The organism is Sulfurimonas sp. NW9, assembly GCF_051132275.1.
Taxonomy (GTDB): Bacteria; Campylobacterota; Campylobacteria; order Campylobacterales; family Sulfurimonadaceae; genus Sulfurimonas; species Sulfurimonas hydrogeniphila.
Genome location: NZ_CP093236.1, coordinates 1,059,488 through 1,075,586, shown reverse-complemented (window position 1 = coordinate 1,075,586; position 16,099 = coordinate 1,059,488). Strand labels below are relative to the sequence as shown.

The 16,099-nt window shown below is 37.5% G+C and carries 15 protein-coding genes and 2 pseudogenes; 6 read left to right on the top strand and 11 right to left on the bottom strand.

What is annotated here, in order from left to right; translation table 11 throughout:
- Nucleotides 1-8 precede the first annotated feature (8 nt).
- The 8 genes and pseudogenes from MLC44_RS06115 to MLC44_RS06080 all read right to left on the bottom strand — a co-directional run bounded on the left by MLC44_RS06115 (nucleotide 9) and on the right by MLC44_RS06080 (nucleotide 8,067).
- Nucleotides 9-674, bottom strand: coding sequence for a nitrate reductase cytochrome c-type subunit (locus MLC44_RS06115; RefSeq protein ID WP_434658819.1), 666 nt, complete (start codon nucleotides 672-674; stop codon nucleotides 9-11).
- Nucleotide 675: 1 nt separating this feature from the next.
- Complete coding sequence (gene napH, locus MLC44_RS06110; RefSeq protein WP_151900395.1) at nucleotides 676-1,506, bottom strand: quinol dehydrogenase ferredoxin subunit NapH; 831 nt, start codon at nucleotides 1,504-1,506, stop codon at nucleotides 676-678.
- Nucleotides 1,499-2,296, bottom strand: coding sequence for a ferredoxin-type protein NapG (gene napG / locus MLC44_RS06105; protein ID WP_151900396.1), 798 nt, complete (start codon nucleotides 2,294-2,296; stop codon nucleotides 1,499-1,501). Before napG ends, napH begins: the two co-directional genes overlap by 8 nt.
- A 17-nt stretch (nucleotides 2,297-2,313) precedes the next feature.
- Nucleotides 2,314-5,161, bottom strand: a pseudogene (gene napA, locus MLC44_RS06100) (nitrate reductase catalytic subunit NapA).
- 176 nt (nucleotides 5,162-5,337) lie between these two features.
- Nucleotides 5,338-6,165, bottom strand: coding sequence for a phosphatidylserine decarboxylase (locus tag MLC44_RS06095; protein WP_151900398.1), 828 nt, complete (start codon nucleotides 6,163-6,165; stop codon nucleotides 5,338-5,340).
- Nucleotides 6,158-7,234 (bottom strand): tRNA pseudouridine(13) synthase TruD, encoded by a 1,077-nt coding sequence (truD, locus tag MLC44_RS06090; RefSeq protein ID WP_434658818.1) that lies wholly within the window; start codon nucleotides 7,232-7,234, stop codon nucleotides 6,158-6,160. The genes MLC44_RS06095 and truD overlap by 8 nt, the downstream gene beginning before the upstream one ends.
- A gap of 13 nt (nucleotides 7,235-7,247) precedes the next feature.
- Nucleotides 7,248-7,826 carry a thiamine-phosphate kinase gene (locus tag MLC44_RS06085; RefSeq protein WP_434658817.1) on the bottom strand — a complete coding sequence of 193 codons (579 nt, stop codon included), beginning with the start codon at nucleotides 7,824-7,826 and terminating at the stop codon, nucleotides 7,248-7,250.
- Nucleotides 7,795-8,067 carry an AIR synthase related protein gene (locus MLC44_RS06080; protein WP_434658816.1) on the bottom strand — a complete coding sequence of 91 codons (273 nt, stop codon included), beginning with the start codon at nucleotides 8,065-8,067 and terminating at the stop codon, nucleotides 7,795-7,797. Before MLC44_RS06080 ends, MLC44_RS06085 begins: the two co-directional genes overlap by 32 nt.
- Before the next feature lie 84 nt (nucleotides 8,068-8,151).
- Here MLC44_RS06080 and MLC44_RS06075 point away from each other — a divergent pair, with 84 nt between their 5' ends.
- The 5 genes and pseudogenes from MLC44_RS06075 to MLC44_RS06055 all read left to right on the top strand — a co-directional run bounded on the left by MLC44_RS06075 (nucleotide 8,152) and on the right by MLC44_RS06055 (nucleotide 13,173).
- The gene (locus MLC44_RS06075; RefSeq protein WP_434658815.1) at nucleotides 8,152-9,069 is read left to right on the top strand and encodes a hypothetical protein; all 918 of its coding nucleotides are present in this window, start codon (nucleotides 8,152-8,154) and stop codon (nucleotides 9,067-9,069) included.
- Nucleotides 8,985-9,362 (top strand): GGDEF domain-containing protein, encoded by a 378-nt coding sequence (locus tag MLC44_RS06070; RefSeq protein ID WP_434658869.1) that lies wholly within the window; start codon nucleotides 8,985-8,987, stop codon nucleotides 9,360-9,362. The genes MLC44_RS06075 and MLC44_RS06070 overlap by 85 nt, the downstream gene beginning before the upstream one ends.
- Before the next feature lie 125 nt (nucleotides 9,363-9,487).
- Complete coding sequence (gene sdhA / locus MLC44_RS06065) at nucleotides 9,488-11,200, top strand: succinate dehydrogenase flavoprotein subunit (RefSeq protein WP_418641369.1); 1,713 nt, start codon at nucleotides 9,488-9,490, stop codon at nucleotides 11,198-11,200.
- Between the two features lie 9 nt (nucleotides 11,201-11,209).
- Nucleotides 11,210-12,189 (top strand): annotated as a pseudogene (locus MLC44_RS06060) (succinate dehydrogenase/fumarate reductase iron-sulfur subunit).
- A gap of 102 nt (nucleotides 12,190-12,291) precedes the next feature.
- A complete protein-coding gene (locus MLC44_RS06055; RefSeq protein WP_151900404.1) occupies nucleotides 12,292-13,173 on the top strand; it encodes a CoB--CoM heterodisulfide reductase iron-sulfur subunit B family protein in 882 nt (293 codons plus the stop codon).
- Between the two features lie 37 nt (nucleotides 13,174-13,210).
- Here the strand turns inward: MLC44_RS06055 and MLC44_RS06050 are convergent, their stop codons facing one another.
- The gene (locus MLC44_RS06050) at nucleotides 13,211-13,612 is read right to left on the bottom strand and encodes a hemerythrin family protein (RefSeq protein WP_151900405.1); all 402 of its coding nucleotides are present in this window, start codon (nucleotides 13,610-13,612) and stop codon (nucleotides 13,211-13,213) included.
- A gap of 132 nt (nucleotides 13,613-13,744) precedes the next feature.
- Between MLC44_RS06050 and MLC44_RS06045 the strand changes: the two genes are divergently transcribed.
- Complete coding sequence (locus MLC44_RS06045; protein ID WP_151900406.1) at nucleotides 13,745-14,521, top strand: exodeoxyribonuclease III; 777 nt, start codon at nucleotides 13,745-13,747, stop codon at nucleotides 14,519-14,521.
- A 7-nt stretch (nucleotides 14,522-14,528) separates the two neighbouring features.
- On the opposite strand, the gene MLC44_RS06040 is transcribed toward MLC44_RS06045, so the two are convergent.
- Nucleotides 14,529-15,356, bottom strand: coding sequence for a helix-turn-helix domain-containing protein (locus MLC44_RS06040; RefSeq protein WP_434658814.1), 828 nt, complete (start codon nucleotides 15,354-15,356; stop codon nucleotides 14,529-14,531).
- Nucleotides 15,357-15,463: 107 nt separating this feature from the next.
- The gene (gene mog / locus MLC44_RS06035) at nucleotides 15,464-15,997 is read right to left on the bottom strand and encodes a molybdopterin adenylyltransferase (protein ID WP_151900408.1); all 534 of its coding nucleotides are present in this window, start codon (nucleotides 15,995-15,997) and stop codon (nucleotides 15,464-15,466) included.
- Nucleotides 15,998-16,099 lie beyond the last annotated feature (102 nt).

Here is a 16,099-nt window from a genome sequence, read left to right as displayed (position 1 = left end):
TTGTTTATTTACTTTGCAGTATCAATATTTTTCATCCACTTGGATTGATCCCAAGATGATTTGGAAGCACCGTTTGGATCTGTATAAACAGGTCTAAAACTGTTTTGGTCAACCAGCATGTTTGTTGCTTGAGGTGCATGACACTGTGTACAGTTAAATCTTCCTGCATACAGATGTTTTTCATCTTTATCCACTTTTATAGAGACATTTTCCTGTGTTTCAGAAGAAGTATTTTTAACCACTTTTCCGTTTTTCAAAATTTTATCACCTTTGACAGAGGTATGCGGTCTAAAATTTGTAAAGTGTGAAACAGGAATTGGTGTAGCACCCATAGATGGCGCCATATCCGGCATATGACACATCAAACACTGATTGTTGTCTTTTGTAATCGGCAACATTCCAGTTGTATCATGTGGAATCATCGGCGGAGCATCCTGATAAGCTCGCTTAAACTTCTTTGAAGTTCCCGGTGCAGCCGAATGATATTCTACTTTAGGCGGAACAACATCTTCTTTTAAAAGATCAGTTGTCCCTCTGTATCCTAACTGACTTTCATCTATTATAGGTTTTACCTGTGTTTTTTCCTGAGGTTTTACCTGTGCATTGTTATTACATCCAACGAGTAATAAAGCTGCAGTTGTAAAACCGATCGTAATCTTTGTTAAAATTTTCATTTTACTCTCCCATTTTTTTATTTTGAATAAAATCTCTTATTGAGAACCTTAAAGCATCATCATCACATACTTCTATACATCTGGCACAATTTGTACACTCTCCTGAGAGTACAGGAAGTGATTCTTTGCCTATCATATGAAGTACTTGTTTTTCAGGACAAACTACTTTACATTTCATACAAAGTGTACAGTTTTCTTCCAGATGATGCACTCTAATAAAACTAAACTTTCCTAAAAGTGAATAAAATCCACCGAGTGGACATATATGACCACACCAACCATTTTTAAGGACAAACAAATCAAAAAGAAATATCATACCGATAGCTGCCCAGCCAAAGCCCATACCAAAGACAAGACCTCTGTGCATCATTGATATTGGCGATACAAATTCAAAAGCTGCTATACCCATAAAGGCCGAAACTATTAAACTAATACCCAAAATCCAATATCTTACATTTCTTGTAATTGGTTGTTTTGTTATTTGCGCTCTATCAATATCAAATACTCTTCTTAAATAATTAGCACTGTCTGTCACCATATTAATAGGACAAACCCAAGAACAGAACGCTCTTCCGCCTATTAAAAAATAAAACAGTGCAACAACTGCCACTCCTATAAGTAAATCACTTGCGACAACGGCACCTGCTGCCACCATCTGCAACACTGCATAAGGATCACTCATCGGAACAATTCCAAATAGTTCGGATGAACTGAGGTTTCCTTCAAGTATCTTCCATCCCCAGGCATTTGCACCGAAAAATAGAATTAATATTCCAATTTGTGTAAATCTTCTTAAAATAAGATATCTATAGTTATTCCATAGTTTACTCATCTAACAAACCTTCCAAACCACTGTTAAGCTTGTCAACCGCTTTTCTTTTACTTACATTTGTTGTAGTATGAATCGCATGAGCATCTTTTAGTCTTGACTCATCTTTTTTATCCCAGCCTTTGATGTAGTGACTGCCGGCTTTCCCCATTGCCACTTCACGAGGCAGTATAAAGATAGCCGGTTTTTCTGTCACACAGGCATGTTCACACATTCCGCAGCCTGTACAGGCATCTGCATGCACCACAGGTTTTAAAAATGCGTGTTTTCCGGTTCTTTCATTTTTAGAATATTCTACCGTTATGGCTTGTCCTAAGATAGGACAAGCTCGATAACATGCATCACATTGAATTCCCCAAAAAGCGATACAGCTGTTTTCATCAATGACTGCCAATCCCATATCTGCTGTATTAATATCAAGATGACCGTTTACAGTTACACTCGACTCATCCAGCGCACCGCTCGGACAGACAGGAACACAAGGAATATCTTCACACATATAGCAGGGAATATCCCTTGGAATAAAGTATGGTGTCCCTATAGGTCTGTGATCACCGGGTTTAGCCAGCATCAATGTATCATACGGGCATGCTTCAACACATAATCCGCATTTGATACAGGTTTTGAGAAAATCTTCTTCCTTTATAGCCGCAGGCGGACGCAGTATCAGCGGCGAAGCTTTCGCATCATCAAGATACGCGCTCCATAAAAATCCGCCAATCGCAGCATAGCCAACACCTCTGGCCATATTTAAGATAAATTTTCTTCTGTCGCTGAGTGCTTCTTTTTTCATTGTAAATTCTTTATTGTCTATGCTTTATAAATTTTTACAGCACATTTTTTAAAGTCTGTCTGTTTTGACATAGGACAGGTTTGATCCAATGTTACTTTATTGATAAACACACGCTCATCAAACCATGGAACAAATACCAAAGGTTTTGGCGGTCTGTTACGTCCACGCGTCTCAACACGAGCTCTTACTCTACCACGACGAGATTCAACCCAGCATAAATCATTGTCTTTGAGTCCTCTTTCCTCAGCAGCTTTAGGATTCATATAGACAAGCGCTTCAGGAACAGCACGGTACAACTCAGGCACACGCATCGTCATTGTTCCAGAGTGCCAGTGCTCAAGCACACGTCCTGTACACAACCATAAATCATAATTTTCATCCGGCATTTCCGGCGGATCCATATACGGACGGGCAAAGATTTTTGCTTTGTCTGTTAACGGTTTTTTCTTTTTGTCTTGTACACCTGTTAAATTACCGTGTGGTAATGCTTTGGCAAGTGGACCGTAGAATGCAAATTCACTGCCTCTTCCGTTTTCTTTTGCATGTTTTGCCGCATACGGATCAAATTTTACATTAAATCTCCATGCAGTCTCTTTGCCATTAACAACTGGCCATTTAAGACCACGAACTTTATGGTAGGTAACAAAGTCTGCCAAGTCATGCCCGTGACCTCTACCAAATGATGCATACTCTTCCCAAAGGTACTGGTGAATCATAAAGCCGTAGCCTTTGAAAACTTTACCGTCACTTCCGACAACATTTCTTGCATCACCGAGACATTCTGAGTTGTCATACCCTTTTTGTGGAAACTGATCCAATGCCAACGGATAGTTTTTCTTCGCTCTTTCATTTCCAAAAAGAATTTCATACATAGTCGTATCTGGTTTATACCCCATTGCATAGGCTTTTTCTCTTACATCAGCAAGTTTTTTACCGTTTCTCAGTGTATAAGGCCCCCACAGATCATCTACCGTAAATCTTTTTGAAAGCTCTACCCACTGCCAGGTGTCACTCATCGCATCACCTACAGGAAGAACCTGTTGTCTCCAGTGCTGTGAACGGCGTTCTGCATTTCCGTATGCACCCCATTTTTCATAAATCATAGCAGACGGCAAAATCAAATCAGATACCATTGCAGATATACCCGGATACCCGTCTGATGTTACGATGAAGTTATCCATTCACGAGCCGCTTTAATCCAGTGTTTTGCATTGGCACTGTCTTGATATGCATTACACACATTCACCCATGCAAATTTTACAACACCGTCTTCAATATCTCTGTGAATTTTCATAATATGCTGATTTCCGACAGGATTCAGTGTTCCAGCAGGAATATGCCAGCCTTTCTCTGTAATAGCTCTGTGCTTTGGATTTTTTACCATCATATCTGCAGGCAGTCTGTGTGCAAACGTACCGACTTCACGAGCAGTACCACAAGCCGAAGGCTGTCCAGTTAATGAAATGCTCCAGAGCCAGGACGTGCCTGTTTGTTTAACATAAAGTGAACATTGTATGAAAGTGTATTGTCCCATGTTCCACGTGTATGTTGATTCATACCCATTGTCCAGAAACTGACAACTTTTCTGTCTTTTTCAATGTAAAGCGCTGCCAAATCCTGCAACTTTTTCTTAAAGCTGTCAAGTGATTCTTCAGGATCACCTTTACAAAGTTTTGCCGTATACTCCAATGTATATGGTTCTAAAGATTTTTTATACTCTTCAAAAGAAATTTCCCAGTGTTTTAAAGTACCGGCAGTGTTTTTCATAGTATCACCGGCTTTATAACCATATGGTTCTAACGCAGGACCTTCTAATTCTGAGACAACCTTACTCATCTCTTTATTGTAAATTTCCATCTCTTTTGCATCATATTTTCCGGCACTGCCGTCAGGTCTTACCGGAGTAACAGATTTTTCACCTGCACGTCTGAAACCGTATCCGATATTTACAGGACCTGCTGCAAAGATAATATTTTTCTTGATGAAATCCCAGTCAATGGCTTCTGGATGGTTGTACACAATCTCACGAGCAAGATAGTTCCATAATGCAAGGTCAGTGTTTGGTCTAAAAATAATGTTAAAGTCACCCAAATCGCAGGTACGGTGTGTATAGGTCTGAATATTGACCACTTTTACACGTTCAGGGTCTGAAAGTTTTCTGTCTGTTACACGAGACCATAAAATCGGGTGCATTTCCGCCATGTTTGAACCCCAGGTTACGATTGTATCTGTCAATTCAATATCATCATAACAACCTGATGGCTCATCTATACCGAATGTCTGGTAAAAACCGACAACAGCAGATGCCATACAGTGACGGGCATTCGGGTCAATCGCATTGGATCTGAATCCGCCTTTCATCATTTTTTGGGCAGCATATCCTTCCATAATTGTATACTGTCCAGAAGCAAATACAGCTACCCCTTCAGGACCTTTTTCTTTGAGTGCTTTTCTGATGTTTTTTTCCATCTCATCATACGCTCGTTTCCATGAAACCGGTGCGAATTTCCCTTTTTTGTCAAATTCGCCTTTGTCATTTACACGAAGAAGCGGCTGTGTCAGTCTGTCCGCACCATACATGATTTTCGCATTAAAGTAACCTTTAATACAGTTAAGACCACGATTAACCGGCGCAGCAGGATCCCCTTTGACCGCAACAATTTTTCTATCTTTACCATCTCCCGTAGTTGCGAGCATAATCCCGCAACCGGTACCACAGAAACGACAAGCTGCCTTGTCCCATCTCCAATTATTTTCAGCTTTCGCTGCTGCTGCATTCAGTTCTGCTGGTACAGTCATACCAATAGCTGCTGCTGCAGAAGCTGCCGCTGAACTTTTAAGAAATTCTCTTCTTGAAAGTGACATATTTTCTCCTCACTATTTTTAAAAGTAGTTAAACACTTTACAATGTTCTCAACATATTTACTAACGTTTTTATAATAGCATTGAAAAAATTATAAATGATTGATTTAAATCAAGAATTTAAGAAAAGCAAAAGACATTGATATACATGAGTATATTTGTAACATAAATAAAAAATATTATTTGGAGTTATATTTTGCTATTGTATCTCCAAACTTTACTTTGTCATTTTCTTTGACTAAAAGTTTTAGCATATCTTCTTCGGCCAATATGACAATGGTAGAGCCCATTTCAAAACAGCCAAAATCTTCACCTTTGTCAAGATAAAGGTTTTCAAACTCATACACCTGTTCCTCTTGTACATCTGCATTTGTCTGTATACGCGTCTCAAAACTTATTTTCATAACGCCGACATTCAATGCACTCACAAGGATAATGTAAAAATATTTTCCTTCTTGTGTCTTACACAGCAGCACAACTCTCTCATTTTCTATAAAAAGATTCAAACGTTTTTTCAACGAAGGGATATTAACAGGATAAAATTTTCCCGGAATGTGTACAGCTTTAAGTACCTGCAGATTCATCGGAATATGATACCGATGATAGTCTTTTGGAGAAAGATAAAAATTTACAAATTCTCCGTTATGCACATAATCTTTTTCTGCCTGTGTAAAATTTTTTCCAAGCAAATTATCAGTTTTATAGCGCATGCCTTTGATTTGTAAAGCATAATCGTCAATAAGTCTGCCGCACTCCGTAATCAAAGAATCACAGGGTGCAATAAAATCTTCTGCATTCAAAGAAAATTTTCTTGGCTCTTTGAGTCTTCTTGTAAAGAGCGCGTTCAGACTCTTATAGGTACCCGGGTCATGGAATTCACTCATATCGAGTCCCATCAGTTTTACATAGGAATAGTTTACAATTTTTTGAAACCAGTGCGGAAATTCTTTATTTGCAAATTTACCGAACAGCTGGGATACGGCTGATGTGATATGTCTCTTATTCATTTATTTTCCTTTTGGCAATTTCTTCTATTAAAACTGTGGCATACGAACCTTTAGGGAGTGTGAAGTTCATTTCATACTGTGCTTCGTGTTTGTTGAAACGCCCTTCTATCTCCGTTGGAAAGACCCAGGCATAGCGCCTGGCTCCGTCAGCATTGATTTCATCATCATAGTCTTTTTCAATGTCTCCTGCAATTTCTGTGGCATGGCGTACTTTTTTCCCGCACAAAAGTCCTGTAACAGAGATGTCGCGTGCATTAAATCTTTCTAAATCTTCTTTTGCGCCTTCAAAGTCAAAAAGTCTTCCATGCGGATAGTGTTCCATAACATCACCGCTGATAAGTTTAAAAGGATGCTTCTGATCTTTCATCTTTTTGACTTCTTCGTTTGGCATGTTTAACAAACTCTCGATCTCTTCAGCCTTAAAACTGTTCACAAGCGTATTGATCTCAAGTCTTCTTGAGAGCCAAAGATTAAACAGATGACTCTGATAGGCATTGATAAGGAGACGTTTGACTCTGGGATTACGCTCTCTTGCCTCTCCTTTTGCCAACTTTTCTCCCAGAATATGGTTATCTCCGTCATTTCCGAATCTTTGATACCCGAAAAAATTCGGCAACCCGAATTTTTCTATATTTTTTAATGCTTCATCAATTTTTTCAGCACTTGTAGGATTGACCTTTTTCAGCTTAATATAAAAACGATTGCCTTTTAGATGCCCTATTCTCAACTTGTTGTTATGGTATGTTTTTGAAAGAATTTTTATTCCGTCAAAATTGAAATTTTCCAAAGCCTCTTCATGTTTTTTATGCAAAGAGATATACTGCACTGTCATCGCATTTTTATCCTTAAGCCCGGCATAGCCTATTTCTTTGTTTTTTATACCCAGATAACGGGCAATTTGTCCTATCATTTCATTTGTAGAGAGGTTCTTCTTTCTTACCTGCAGTATTAAATGCTCCCCTTCTCCCGAAAATTCATATAAAGGTATCTCCTCAACTACAAAATCACGGGGAGTCTGTTTAAAGTGAAAATCAATACTTGCATGTGCAAGTGAATAAAATCTGTCCATATTTCTCTGTTCCTTAAAAATGATGTGCTTTACATCTGTTTGTATATTTGTTTCTTACAGCTTTTGCAAAAACTGTCAGTTTTGTTCTGGTTTGTCTGGCATACATTTTGATTTTTTTGAGATCCCTTGCATCAAAAGCAATCAGCATTTCATACTCTTCCCCGCTACATGCAATATGCTTAGGTATTTTTTTTATAAACTGCACGCCTGTTTTGTTCAGTGATGCAATTTTACCCAAATCACTGCATAAACCATCCGATATATCCATACCCGCTTTTAAAACATTTATACTTTTGGTGACAAAATCATTTCTTAATCTGATATGAACAAATTTTGATTTTCTGTGGATTTTCCCCAGGTTTTGCAGTTTTTTCAAATCTTTTGCCGAGCGCCCAAGCTCCCCGGTAAAAGCAAAAAGATAATTTTCTCTGACTCTGGTGCGCAAGAGTGGCTTTTTTGTTTTGGAAATAACGGTTACAGTGATATCAAGCTTTGTATTGCTGATTGTATCACCGCCGATAATTTCTATATTGTACTGCTTTGCGACTGATTTAAATCCGTCAGCCAAATCTTTCATTTCTGCTTTTGTCATATTCTTTGGCATTGCAACACTTAAACAGTGCATATTTCGGCACAGCATTCATTGCAACCGCATCAGAAATATTTACAAGCATTGCTTTTTGGGCAATTTGGAAACAACTCATCCAGCTGCGTTTAAAATGCACGTTTTCAAAAAATGCATCTTTGGAATAGACAATATTGTCAATCAATGCACCGTCGTCACCAATGTGTTTACTGTTAAATTGTGATATAAAATAATTTTCTAAATTCAATAAGACTTCTTTTTATTAAGCATATATTAATTACTGCCGATATAGAATATAACGCCATTATAACATTATTAGGAAAAACATACTATGAAATATTCTATTAAAAGAATTTTTGAACACTTAAAATTTTATCTGCTTTTTATCTTCTTTTTGGCGTCTTTGGCTGTTTTGCTTACATTTGAAGAACAACTCTCTTTTGATAAAGTCAATAATTTGAACAATCAAAAAAAGATTATTCAAACACTCACACACTTGGATACGGACGATATAGAACTGGCACTTATACAGTTTAACGGAAAAAGCACACAGCTGCATCAAGAAATCGACAAACTGAAAATGCTTTATAAATACAACATTACAGACAGATATATACTGAGAAATGAGAAAGAGTATTTTGATGACTTACAAAGACTTTCTGTATTAACTGACAAATTTAACAATGCGGCACATAAATATTATGTCGGATCAAAAAATAAAAAACTTGCAAAAGAAGCAAAAGCAGAATTAGACAGATCACTGAATGAAATAATACAGCAGATAGATACTATGCTGTTTAAAAGTCTAACCTATAATCAGCAAAAATTTGATATTATAAAAATCCTGGTAATTATCACTTTCTTTCTTATTTTATTTGCAACATTTTGGTACAGAAAAATGCTGACGGCCATTTTACAGGATATTGAGTACCTGTTTCAGGTTGATAAAACTAAAAGCGATTATGAAATTTTTTCACTCGAGGCTGACGCTATTGCACTGAGGATGAACAGAAAAACTGTTGTTCAGAACAACCCCAGCATGCTTGATCCTGTAACAGAAATAAACAACTACAAAGGTCTTGTAAACTCTTATGGAGCAAAAAAAGGACTCAAAGACAGCAACTTTACAGCTGTTACTGTTCTTGAGGTGGATAATTTTTCAAAATCCAACAGGCCTTTACCCAGGAAGTCACACAGGCAATACTGCGTAAAGTTGCTTACACTGTTTCTTTGCATGAGCAACCCATAGATGTCATCGCGAGAACAGACTACAATCAATTTACAGTCGTTCTTTCACGCTCATCAAAAGAACAGCTTTTCAAAGATATGGAAATAATACGAGAGAGTATTTCTGAACTCAAATTTAATGCACCTGGTCACGGTCCTATACATATAACTGTAACAGGCGGATTTGTCATCAAACCGAACAACACTTCACTTGAAGAGGCAATAAAACAGGCAAAGGAAATTTTAGAATATGCAAAAACAACAGGAAACAATAGAATTTTCCAACTAAGAGACTTAGCCCAAAGAGAGATGTAAAGAGTCACATGTCTCAAATAGTAACAAACACAAACTTCACAAAAACAAATACTGCATTTAACCTAGCCTAAGACTATTCACGCTATAATCAGCATTATTTTAGTTCTTTATTGAAGGATGGGTTAATGAGTATTCCTATTTATACTTACGATGCGATTATAGTTGGTGCAGGCCTTGCAGGATGTGCAGCAGCAAGAGAATTGCAAAATGCAGGAAAAAAAGTTGCTGTTATAACAAAGGTACATCCTTTGAGAAGTCACTCCGGTGCAGCTCAAGGTGGAATCAACGCAGCATTTAGTGATGAAGACAGTGTTGAACTTCATGAATTTGACACTGTAAAAGGATCTGACTATCTGGCAGACCAGGACGCCGTAGAATTTATGTGTAAAAATGCACCTGAAACAATCAGATGGGCAGAGAGAATGGGTGCTGCTTTTAGCAGAAAACCTGACGGCAAAATTGCACAGCGCCCTTTTGGAGGACAATCATCACCTCGTGCATGTTTTGCAAAAGACAGAACAGGGTTAACACTTTTACAAACAGTATATGAACAGGCGTATCGTGTCGGTGTAAAATTTTGGGATGAATGGTATGCAGCTGATATCATCTATAAAGACGGCAAAGTATCAGGTGTCGTTGCCTATAATATTCGTGATATGCAAATGGCTGTTTTTAATGCAAAAACTGTCATGTTTGCAACAGGCGGGTATGCCCGTGCCTATAAAATCAACTCAAATGCCCATGCAAATACAGGTGACGGACTCTCAATTGTAGCCCGTCACGGTCTTCCTCTTGAAGATATGGAATTTGTTCAGTTTCACCCATCAGGACTTTCCGGAAACGGTGTTTTAATTTCTGAAGCAGCTCGTGGTGAGGGTGGCCGTCTTTATAACTCCAAAGGCGAACGATTTATGGAGAAATATGCTCCAAACGCTCTTGAACTTGCATCACGTGATGTTGTTGCGCGTGCAATTTTAAATGAGATCAGAGAAGGCCGTGGTGTCGGACCGAGAAAAGATGCCGTATATCTTGACGTAACACATCTTGGGAAAGAACTTATTATGAATAAACTTCCTGAACTTCGTGAACTTGCGATGACATTTTTAGGCCTTGATATGATAAAAGAGCCTATCTTGATTTCTGCTACGGCACACTACTCTATGGGTGGTATTCCTGTAGATATTGACGGACATGCCCGTAAAAACAATGAAGAATTTATAGAAGGTTTTTATGCCGCAGGTGAGTGCTCTTGTGTATCAGTACACGGTGCAAACCGCCTGGGTGCAAATTCTGTGCTTGAAGCCCTTCTCTTTGGTCGTTTTGTCGGTAAAACAATGGTACGGGATGTAGATACTATTGAACTTCGCAAAGCAAGTGAAGAGGATGCGGCGACAGCACTCAAAGAAATTGAATTTTTACTCAATAATAACGGAAATGAAAGCGTGCCTGCCCTAAGAGAAGAGCTGCAACAGTGTATGACTGCAAATGCAGGTGCATTTAGAAGCAAAGAGACTTTGCAAATCGCAATTGACACAGTAAAAGAACTTCGTAAAAGATTTAAAAATGTACGTATAAAAGACAAATCAAAAGTATTTAACACCGAACTGCAGGAAGCTTTGGAGTTTGGGCATATGCTTGACTACTCTTTGTTTATTGTAGAGAGTGCTATTGCCAGAGAAGAGAGTCGCGGTGCACACTACAGAGAAGATTTTGAAAAACGTGATGATGAAAACTTTCTAAAACACACTATGGCATATATGGATGAGAATGGGAACATTACATTGGATTATATGGATGTTGTTCTTGGCAAACATGAACTCAAAGAAAGAAATTACTAAGGATAACTTATGAGTACAGAACATAAAATAACTACGCAAAAAGTAAACTTCAAAGTATTTCGCTTTAATGCTGATGAAGACTACCTTCCATATTATGAAAATTACGATATGGAAGTGACTTCTGAAGAAGTTGTATTGGATATACTAAACAGAATAAAATGGGATCATGACGGAAGTTTTTCATACAGAAGAAGCTGCCGTCACGGTATCTGCGGAACCTGTGCCATAAAAGTAAACGGAAGATCGACCCTTGCCTGTAAAGAGAGCATGAATGATATGGTAGAACTTTTCGGCAATGAACTTGTTATTGAACCACTGAGTAAAAAAAGAGCTGTCAAAGACATGATTATAGACAAAGGTGACTTCTGGGAAAAACACGCTGCTGTCACACCATACCTTGTTGCAGATATTGATGAAAATCCGGAGTCTGAAAACCTTGTATCACCTGAAGATGCCGAAAAACTTGACGAAGCAGATCTTTGTATCCAATGCGGTGCCTGTCACTATGCCTGTCCTGCCGTTGAAATCAATGAAGATTTCTTCGGTCCTGCCGCTTTTGCAGCAGCATATCGCTTCAGTGCCGATGTACGGGACAACTCAACATCAAGACTCGCAGATGTCAATGAAGAAAACAGGGTGTCTGGGACTGTGTAAAATGTTTTGAATGTGCCGAAGCCTGTCCAAAAGAGATTAATCCTATTGGTAAAATTACAAAACTGCACCAAATGGCTTTCCAGGAAGGTATTGCCAAAAACAATGTTGCAGTTCGTCATGCCGTCGGCTTTAAAAAGTCAATTATGAAAAACGGTGTACTTGATGAGGGTGGACTTGTCCTCTACTCTGAAGGTCCGGCAATTGTTAAACATATACCTGTTGCATTTAAAATGTTTACAAAAGGTAAAATTGTTCCGCCGTGGGGTATCACAAAATCCCAAAATCTTGATGAGATTCAAAAACTTGTAAAATCTTCATCAACTGTAAAGTTTTAGGAGTGTAGCTAAAAGCTACTTTTTTACTAATAGTAAAAAACTTTAGTGATTGAATATTTATTGGACTTTGTTCAATAAATGTGAGAATGTAAGGAAATATAAATGGAAAAACTAAAATACGCACTTTTTACAGGATGTACTGCAAAACAAAGTACTCCTGAACAAATGATGTCAACTATGGCAGTTGCTGAAAAACTGGGAATAGAACTTGTGGAACTGACTGAGGCTTCATGTTGTGGCGCATCCCATCTTCAAGACTATGATGACTTTTTATCTTTGGTTTTAAATGCCAGAAACATTGCCTATGCTGAAAAACACGGGCTTACAATGGTTACTATCTGTAATACCTGTCAGCTCAATACTGCAATGACAAAGCACAGACTTGACAACAACGAAGAGCTCAAAGCAAAAGTCAATGAAAAACTTGCAGAAGTAGGTCTCGAGTATAAAGGTACTTCTGATGTTACACACTTTTTATATGCAATTATTGATGATTTTGGACTTGATAAACTCAAAGAGATGGTTGTTACACCGCTAAGTCAGTTTAATATTGCACCATTTTACGGTTGCCATAATATCCGCCCTTCAGAATTGCAAAACGAAACACATAAAACTGCTGAAAACCCTTATAATCCTACTTCACTTGATGACTTAATCATTGCCTGTGGCGGGGAGACTGTCGATTATGATGAAAAAAACAAATGCTGTGGTTTTCATGTTGAATTGCAGGCACCCCATACTGCAGCAGTTTTAACAGGAAATGCTATTGCCGGTGCGATGGATGGCAATGCCGACTGGATGGTAACACCATGTCCGCTTTGTCACCTTAAACTTGATACGCAGACTGCACATGCAAGTGAAGCGATCGGTCGTGAAGTAGAACTTCCTGTACTGCATATGCAGCAAATGGTTGGACTTGCACTTGGTTGTACTCCGGCTGAACTTGGCCTCAACCATCACTTGGCAAAAGTAGACTTTGTTTAAAAAAATTTCCTAAACTGCCTGGTTTAGGAAATTTACATTACATTGTATCACCGATATGCATTGCAGTCTCAGAATCCCATCGTGCTACATGTAAAACAATCCAGTGTTTGAATTCCTCTTCCAAAAAAGTCTGTATTGCCTGAGGGTCTTTGTTTTCATTCCACTCTTCTAACAAATCTTTTATTTTTCCTCTCATTGTGTCATGTTCGCTCTTATGCATTTGCATTGCATAAAAGTTACTCTCTTCCATCATATCTTCTTCTGTTGTGAAGTGGTCCTCAACATCAAACAAAACAACCTGAAAAAGTTCATCTATTTTTTTAATATCTTTGGCAAGTACCGCATCGTGAAAATTATTAATTATTTCTATCTCTTCTTCATGCAAAATATTCATCATTGCATTTGATACCTGTTGTACATCTTTTGATTCTATTAACATTTTAATCCCTTTTACTTTTATAAAAAAATATTATAACATTAGAGTATTCTTGTCAGATTGATTTACATCAACTTTTTTCTATTGTACTCTCAGACTTGTGCTATAATTTTGAAAAAAAAGTACAGGTCTTATATGTCAGATTCAATAGAAATAATATCATGGAATGTTAACGGAATACGTGCTGTAGCTAACAAAGAAGCGCTTAAATGGATAGATGAAAGAAGCACAGATATTTTATGCCTGCAAGAGATAAAAGCACAAAAAGAGCAAATTCCAGACAATCTGTTTGAAAAAGAGTTCACAGAAGTTGTCATTAATTCCGGAGAACGAAAAGGGTACAGCGGAACAGCCACTTTTAGTATGCTAAAGAGTGATTATACCTCACCATGTAATGACATTGATACAAAGCATGAAGGACGTATCATTGAGACACATTATGGAGATATCGTTCTTTTTAATGTTTATTTTCCAAACGGTCAGAAGGATGAAGAGCGTCTTGCCTATAAGATGAAATTTTATGATGATTTTTTAGCCTATTGTGAAAAGCTCAAAGATGAGGGAAAAAGTATTATTGTATGTGGAGATGTAAATACCGCACACCGTGAAATAGATTTGAAAAATCCGAAAGCAAATGCCAAGACATCCGGTTTTCTCCCAATAGAAAGAGAATGGATAGACAAATTTTTAGATCATGGATATATAGATACATTCAGATATGTCCATGGAGACAAAACAGACGCATACAGCTGGTGGTCCTACCGTTCCAATGCAAGAGTAAAAAATGTCGGCTGGCGCATTGATTATTTTTTCATATCTGAAGATTTGGCGGAAAATCTTGAAGATGCTTTTATTTTGGATTATATAGAAGGTTCAGACCACTGTCCTGTAGGCATTAAAATTGTTTTTTAATCATTGATCAGACTTCTGAAACTTTTAACTGATATACATTGAGTGTGTGTTTTTTATTTATATCTTCAAAAGTCTGACTGGGAGACAGGCCGACTATATTATGAAAGACTTTGTTTAAATGTGCATTGTCGTTATATATGTACTGGGTGTCATTGAATTTCTTTCCATCAGAAATATATTCCATAAAGATCTGATAAAACTTACAGACAAAAATAAATTTTTTGGGAGAAAGACCAATGAATTTTTTAAACTGACGCTCTATAGTACGCCGGCTGCAGGCAAACTCCTGTGCCAACTCCTCTACAGTCACTTCATAATTATACTCTTCAATTCTCTCCAAAATATCCTCTATAAATTCTCTAGAATTATTTTGGTCATTATACATTTGCAAAAAAGCATCATCCAGATAACAAATATCCTGCTCCATACTTTTATGCATATAGAGTTTGGAAAAGTATTTATTGATCATTGTGGTTTCAAGAGGAAGATAGTGGTTATAAAGAGAAGCAGCATCTTTTTTAAATAACTTATAGAAACCTATTGGCAGAAGTTCAGCGAGTATCATAACAGCAGGTTCAACCTGCGGAATGCTTTCTAAGTCCAAAATGCTTTTTTGGGATTTAGCCGTTTTTATACTTGCAGAATACCCTTCCGGAATCTGATATTTTTTATTATTAAGAAGTGAGTAGCCGGTAATACCTCTGTTAAAAACTATAAAGTTCCCGCCATTTGGCAAAAAAAGCATATCAGAGAGTAAAGTAAAATCATATATAACAACATAGCACTTAATTATGCTGCTGAGTTTGATATCTGGTAAAAATACTTCATACTTCATATATCACCAATTGGATTTTATTTAACCCATTGTATCAGAAGTAGGAAGGTTTTTACTTGTACTTATACGACATAACAATTATTATTAAACAATAATTTATATATTCTTTACTTTGATTTAGGTCTAAATGCCTTTATAACATCCTCGTTTGTTTCTATAAACGGACCTTCAATAAGATCTATACAATAGGGAACGGCAGGAAAAACCGCATCAAGACACTCTCTGATTGATTTTGGTTTTCCCGGTAAATTAATAATTAAACTTTTACCTCTGATTCCTGCTGTTTGACGAGAAAGTATAGCTGTTGGAACATACTGCAAACTTACCTGACGCATCAGTTCACCAAAACCCGGCATCATCTTCTCACATACATTTTCAGTCGCTTCGGGTGTCACATCACGAAGTGCCGGACCGGTTCCGCCGGTTGTCACAACCAGGCAGCATCCTGCATCATCACACAACTCTTTCATTGTTGCTTCAAGCACATCCTGCTCATCGGGAATACATCTGTAAACTATTTCAAATTCACTTTTTAAATACTCTTTCATCGTGTCTTGAATAGCCACTCCGCTTATATCCTCATAAATTCCTTTACTTGCTCTGTCACTTGCGGTTATTACACCTATTTTTATTTCACTCATATTTTTTTCCTTTTTATTTTAATAATCAATATTCACTCTTTTATTTCACGGAGCTAGTATATAAATGCCCAAAGCGTAGAGGCTCAGACCAACGGGAGGATT

Coding starts and splice junctions, on each gene's coding strand:
- MLC44_RS06085 (WP_434658817.1), bottom strand. CDS start 7,826: ATGACAAAAGCAGAAATGAAAGATTTGGCTGACGGATTTAAATCAGTC.
- napH (WP_151900395.1), bottom strand. CDS start 1,506: ATGAGTAAACTATGGAATAACTATAGATATCTTATTTTAAGAAGATTT.
- MLC44_RS06055 (WP_151900404.1), top strand. CDS start 12,292: ATGGAAAAACTAAAATACGCACTTTTTACAGGATGTACTGCAAAACAA.
- sdhA (WP_418641369.1), top strand. CDS start 9,488: ATGAGTATTCCTATTTATACTTACGATGCGATTATAGTTGGTGCAGGC.
- MLC44_RS06075 (WP_434658815.1), top strand. CDS start 8,152: ATGAAATATTCTATTAAAAGAATTTTTGAACACTTAAAATTTTATCTG.
- MLC44_RS06115 (WP_434658819.1), bottom strand. CDS start 674: ATGAAAATTTTAACAAAGATTACGATCGGTTTTACAACTGCAGCTTTA.
- napG (WP_151900396.1), bottom strand. CDS start 2,296: ATGAAAAAAGAAGCACTCAGCGACAGAAGAAAATTTATCTTAAATATG.
- mog (WP_151900408.1), bottom strand. CDS start 15,997: ATGAGTGAAATAAAAATAGGTGTAATAACCGCAAGTGACAGAGCAAGT.
- MLC44_RS06050 (WP_151900405.1), bottom strand. CDS start 13,612: ATGTTAATAGAATCAAAAGATGTACAACAGGTATCAAATGCAATGATG.
- MLC44_RS06045 (WP_151900406.1), top strand. CDS start 13,745: ATGTCAGATTCAATAGAAATAATATCATGGAATGTTAACGGAATACGT.
- MLC44_RS06040 (WP_434658814.1), bottom strand. CDS start 15,356: ATGAAGTATGAAGTATTTTTACCAGATATCAAACTCAGCAGCATAATT.
- truD (WP_434658818.1), bottom strand. CDS start 7,234: ATGGACAGATTTTATTCACTTGCACATGCAAGTATTGATTTTCACTTT.
- MLC44_RS06095 (WP_151900398.1), bottom strand. CDS start 6,165: ATGAATAAGAGACATATCACATCAGCCGTATCCCAGCTGTTCGGTAAA.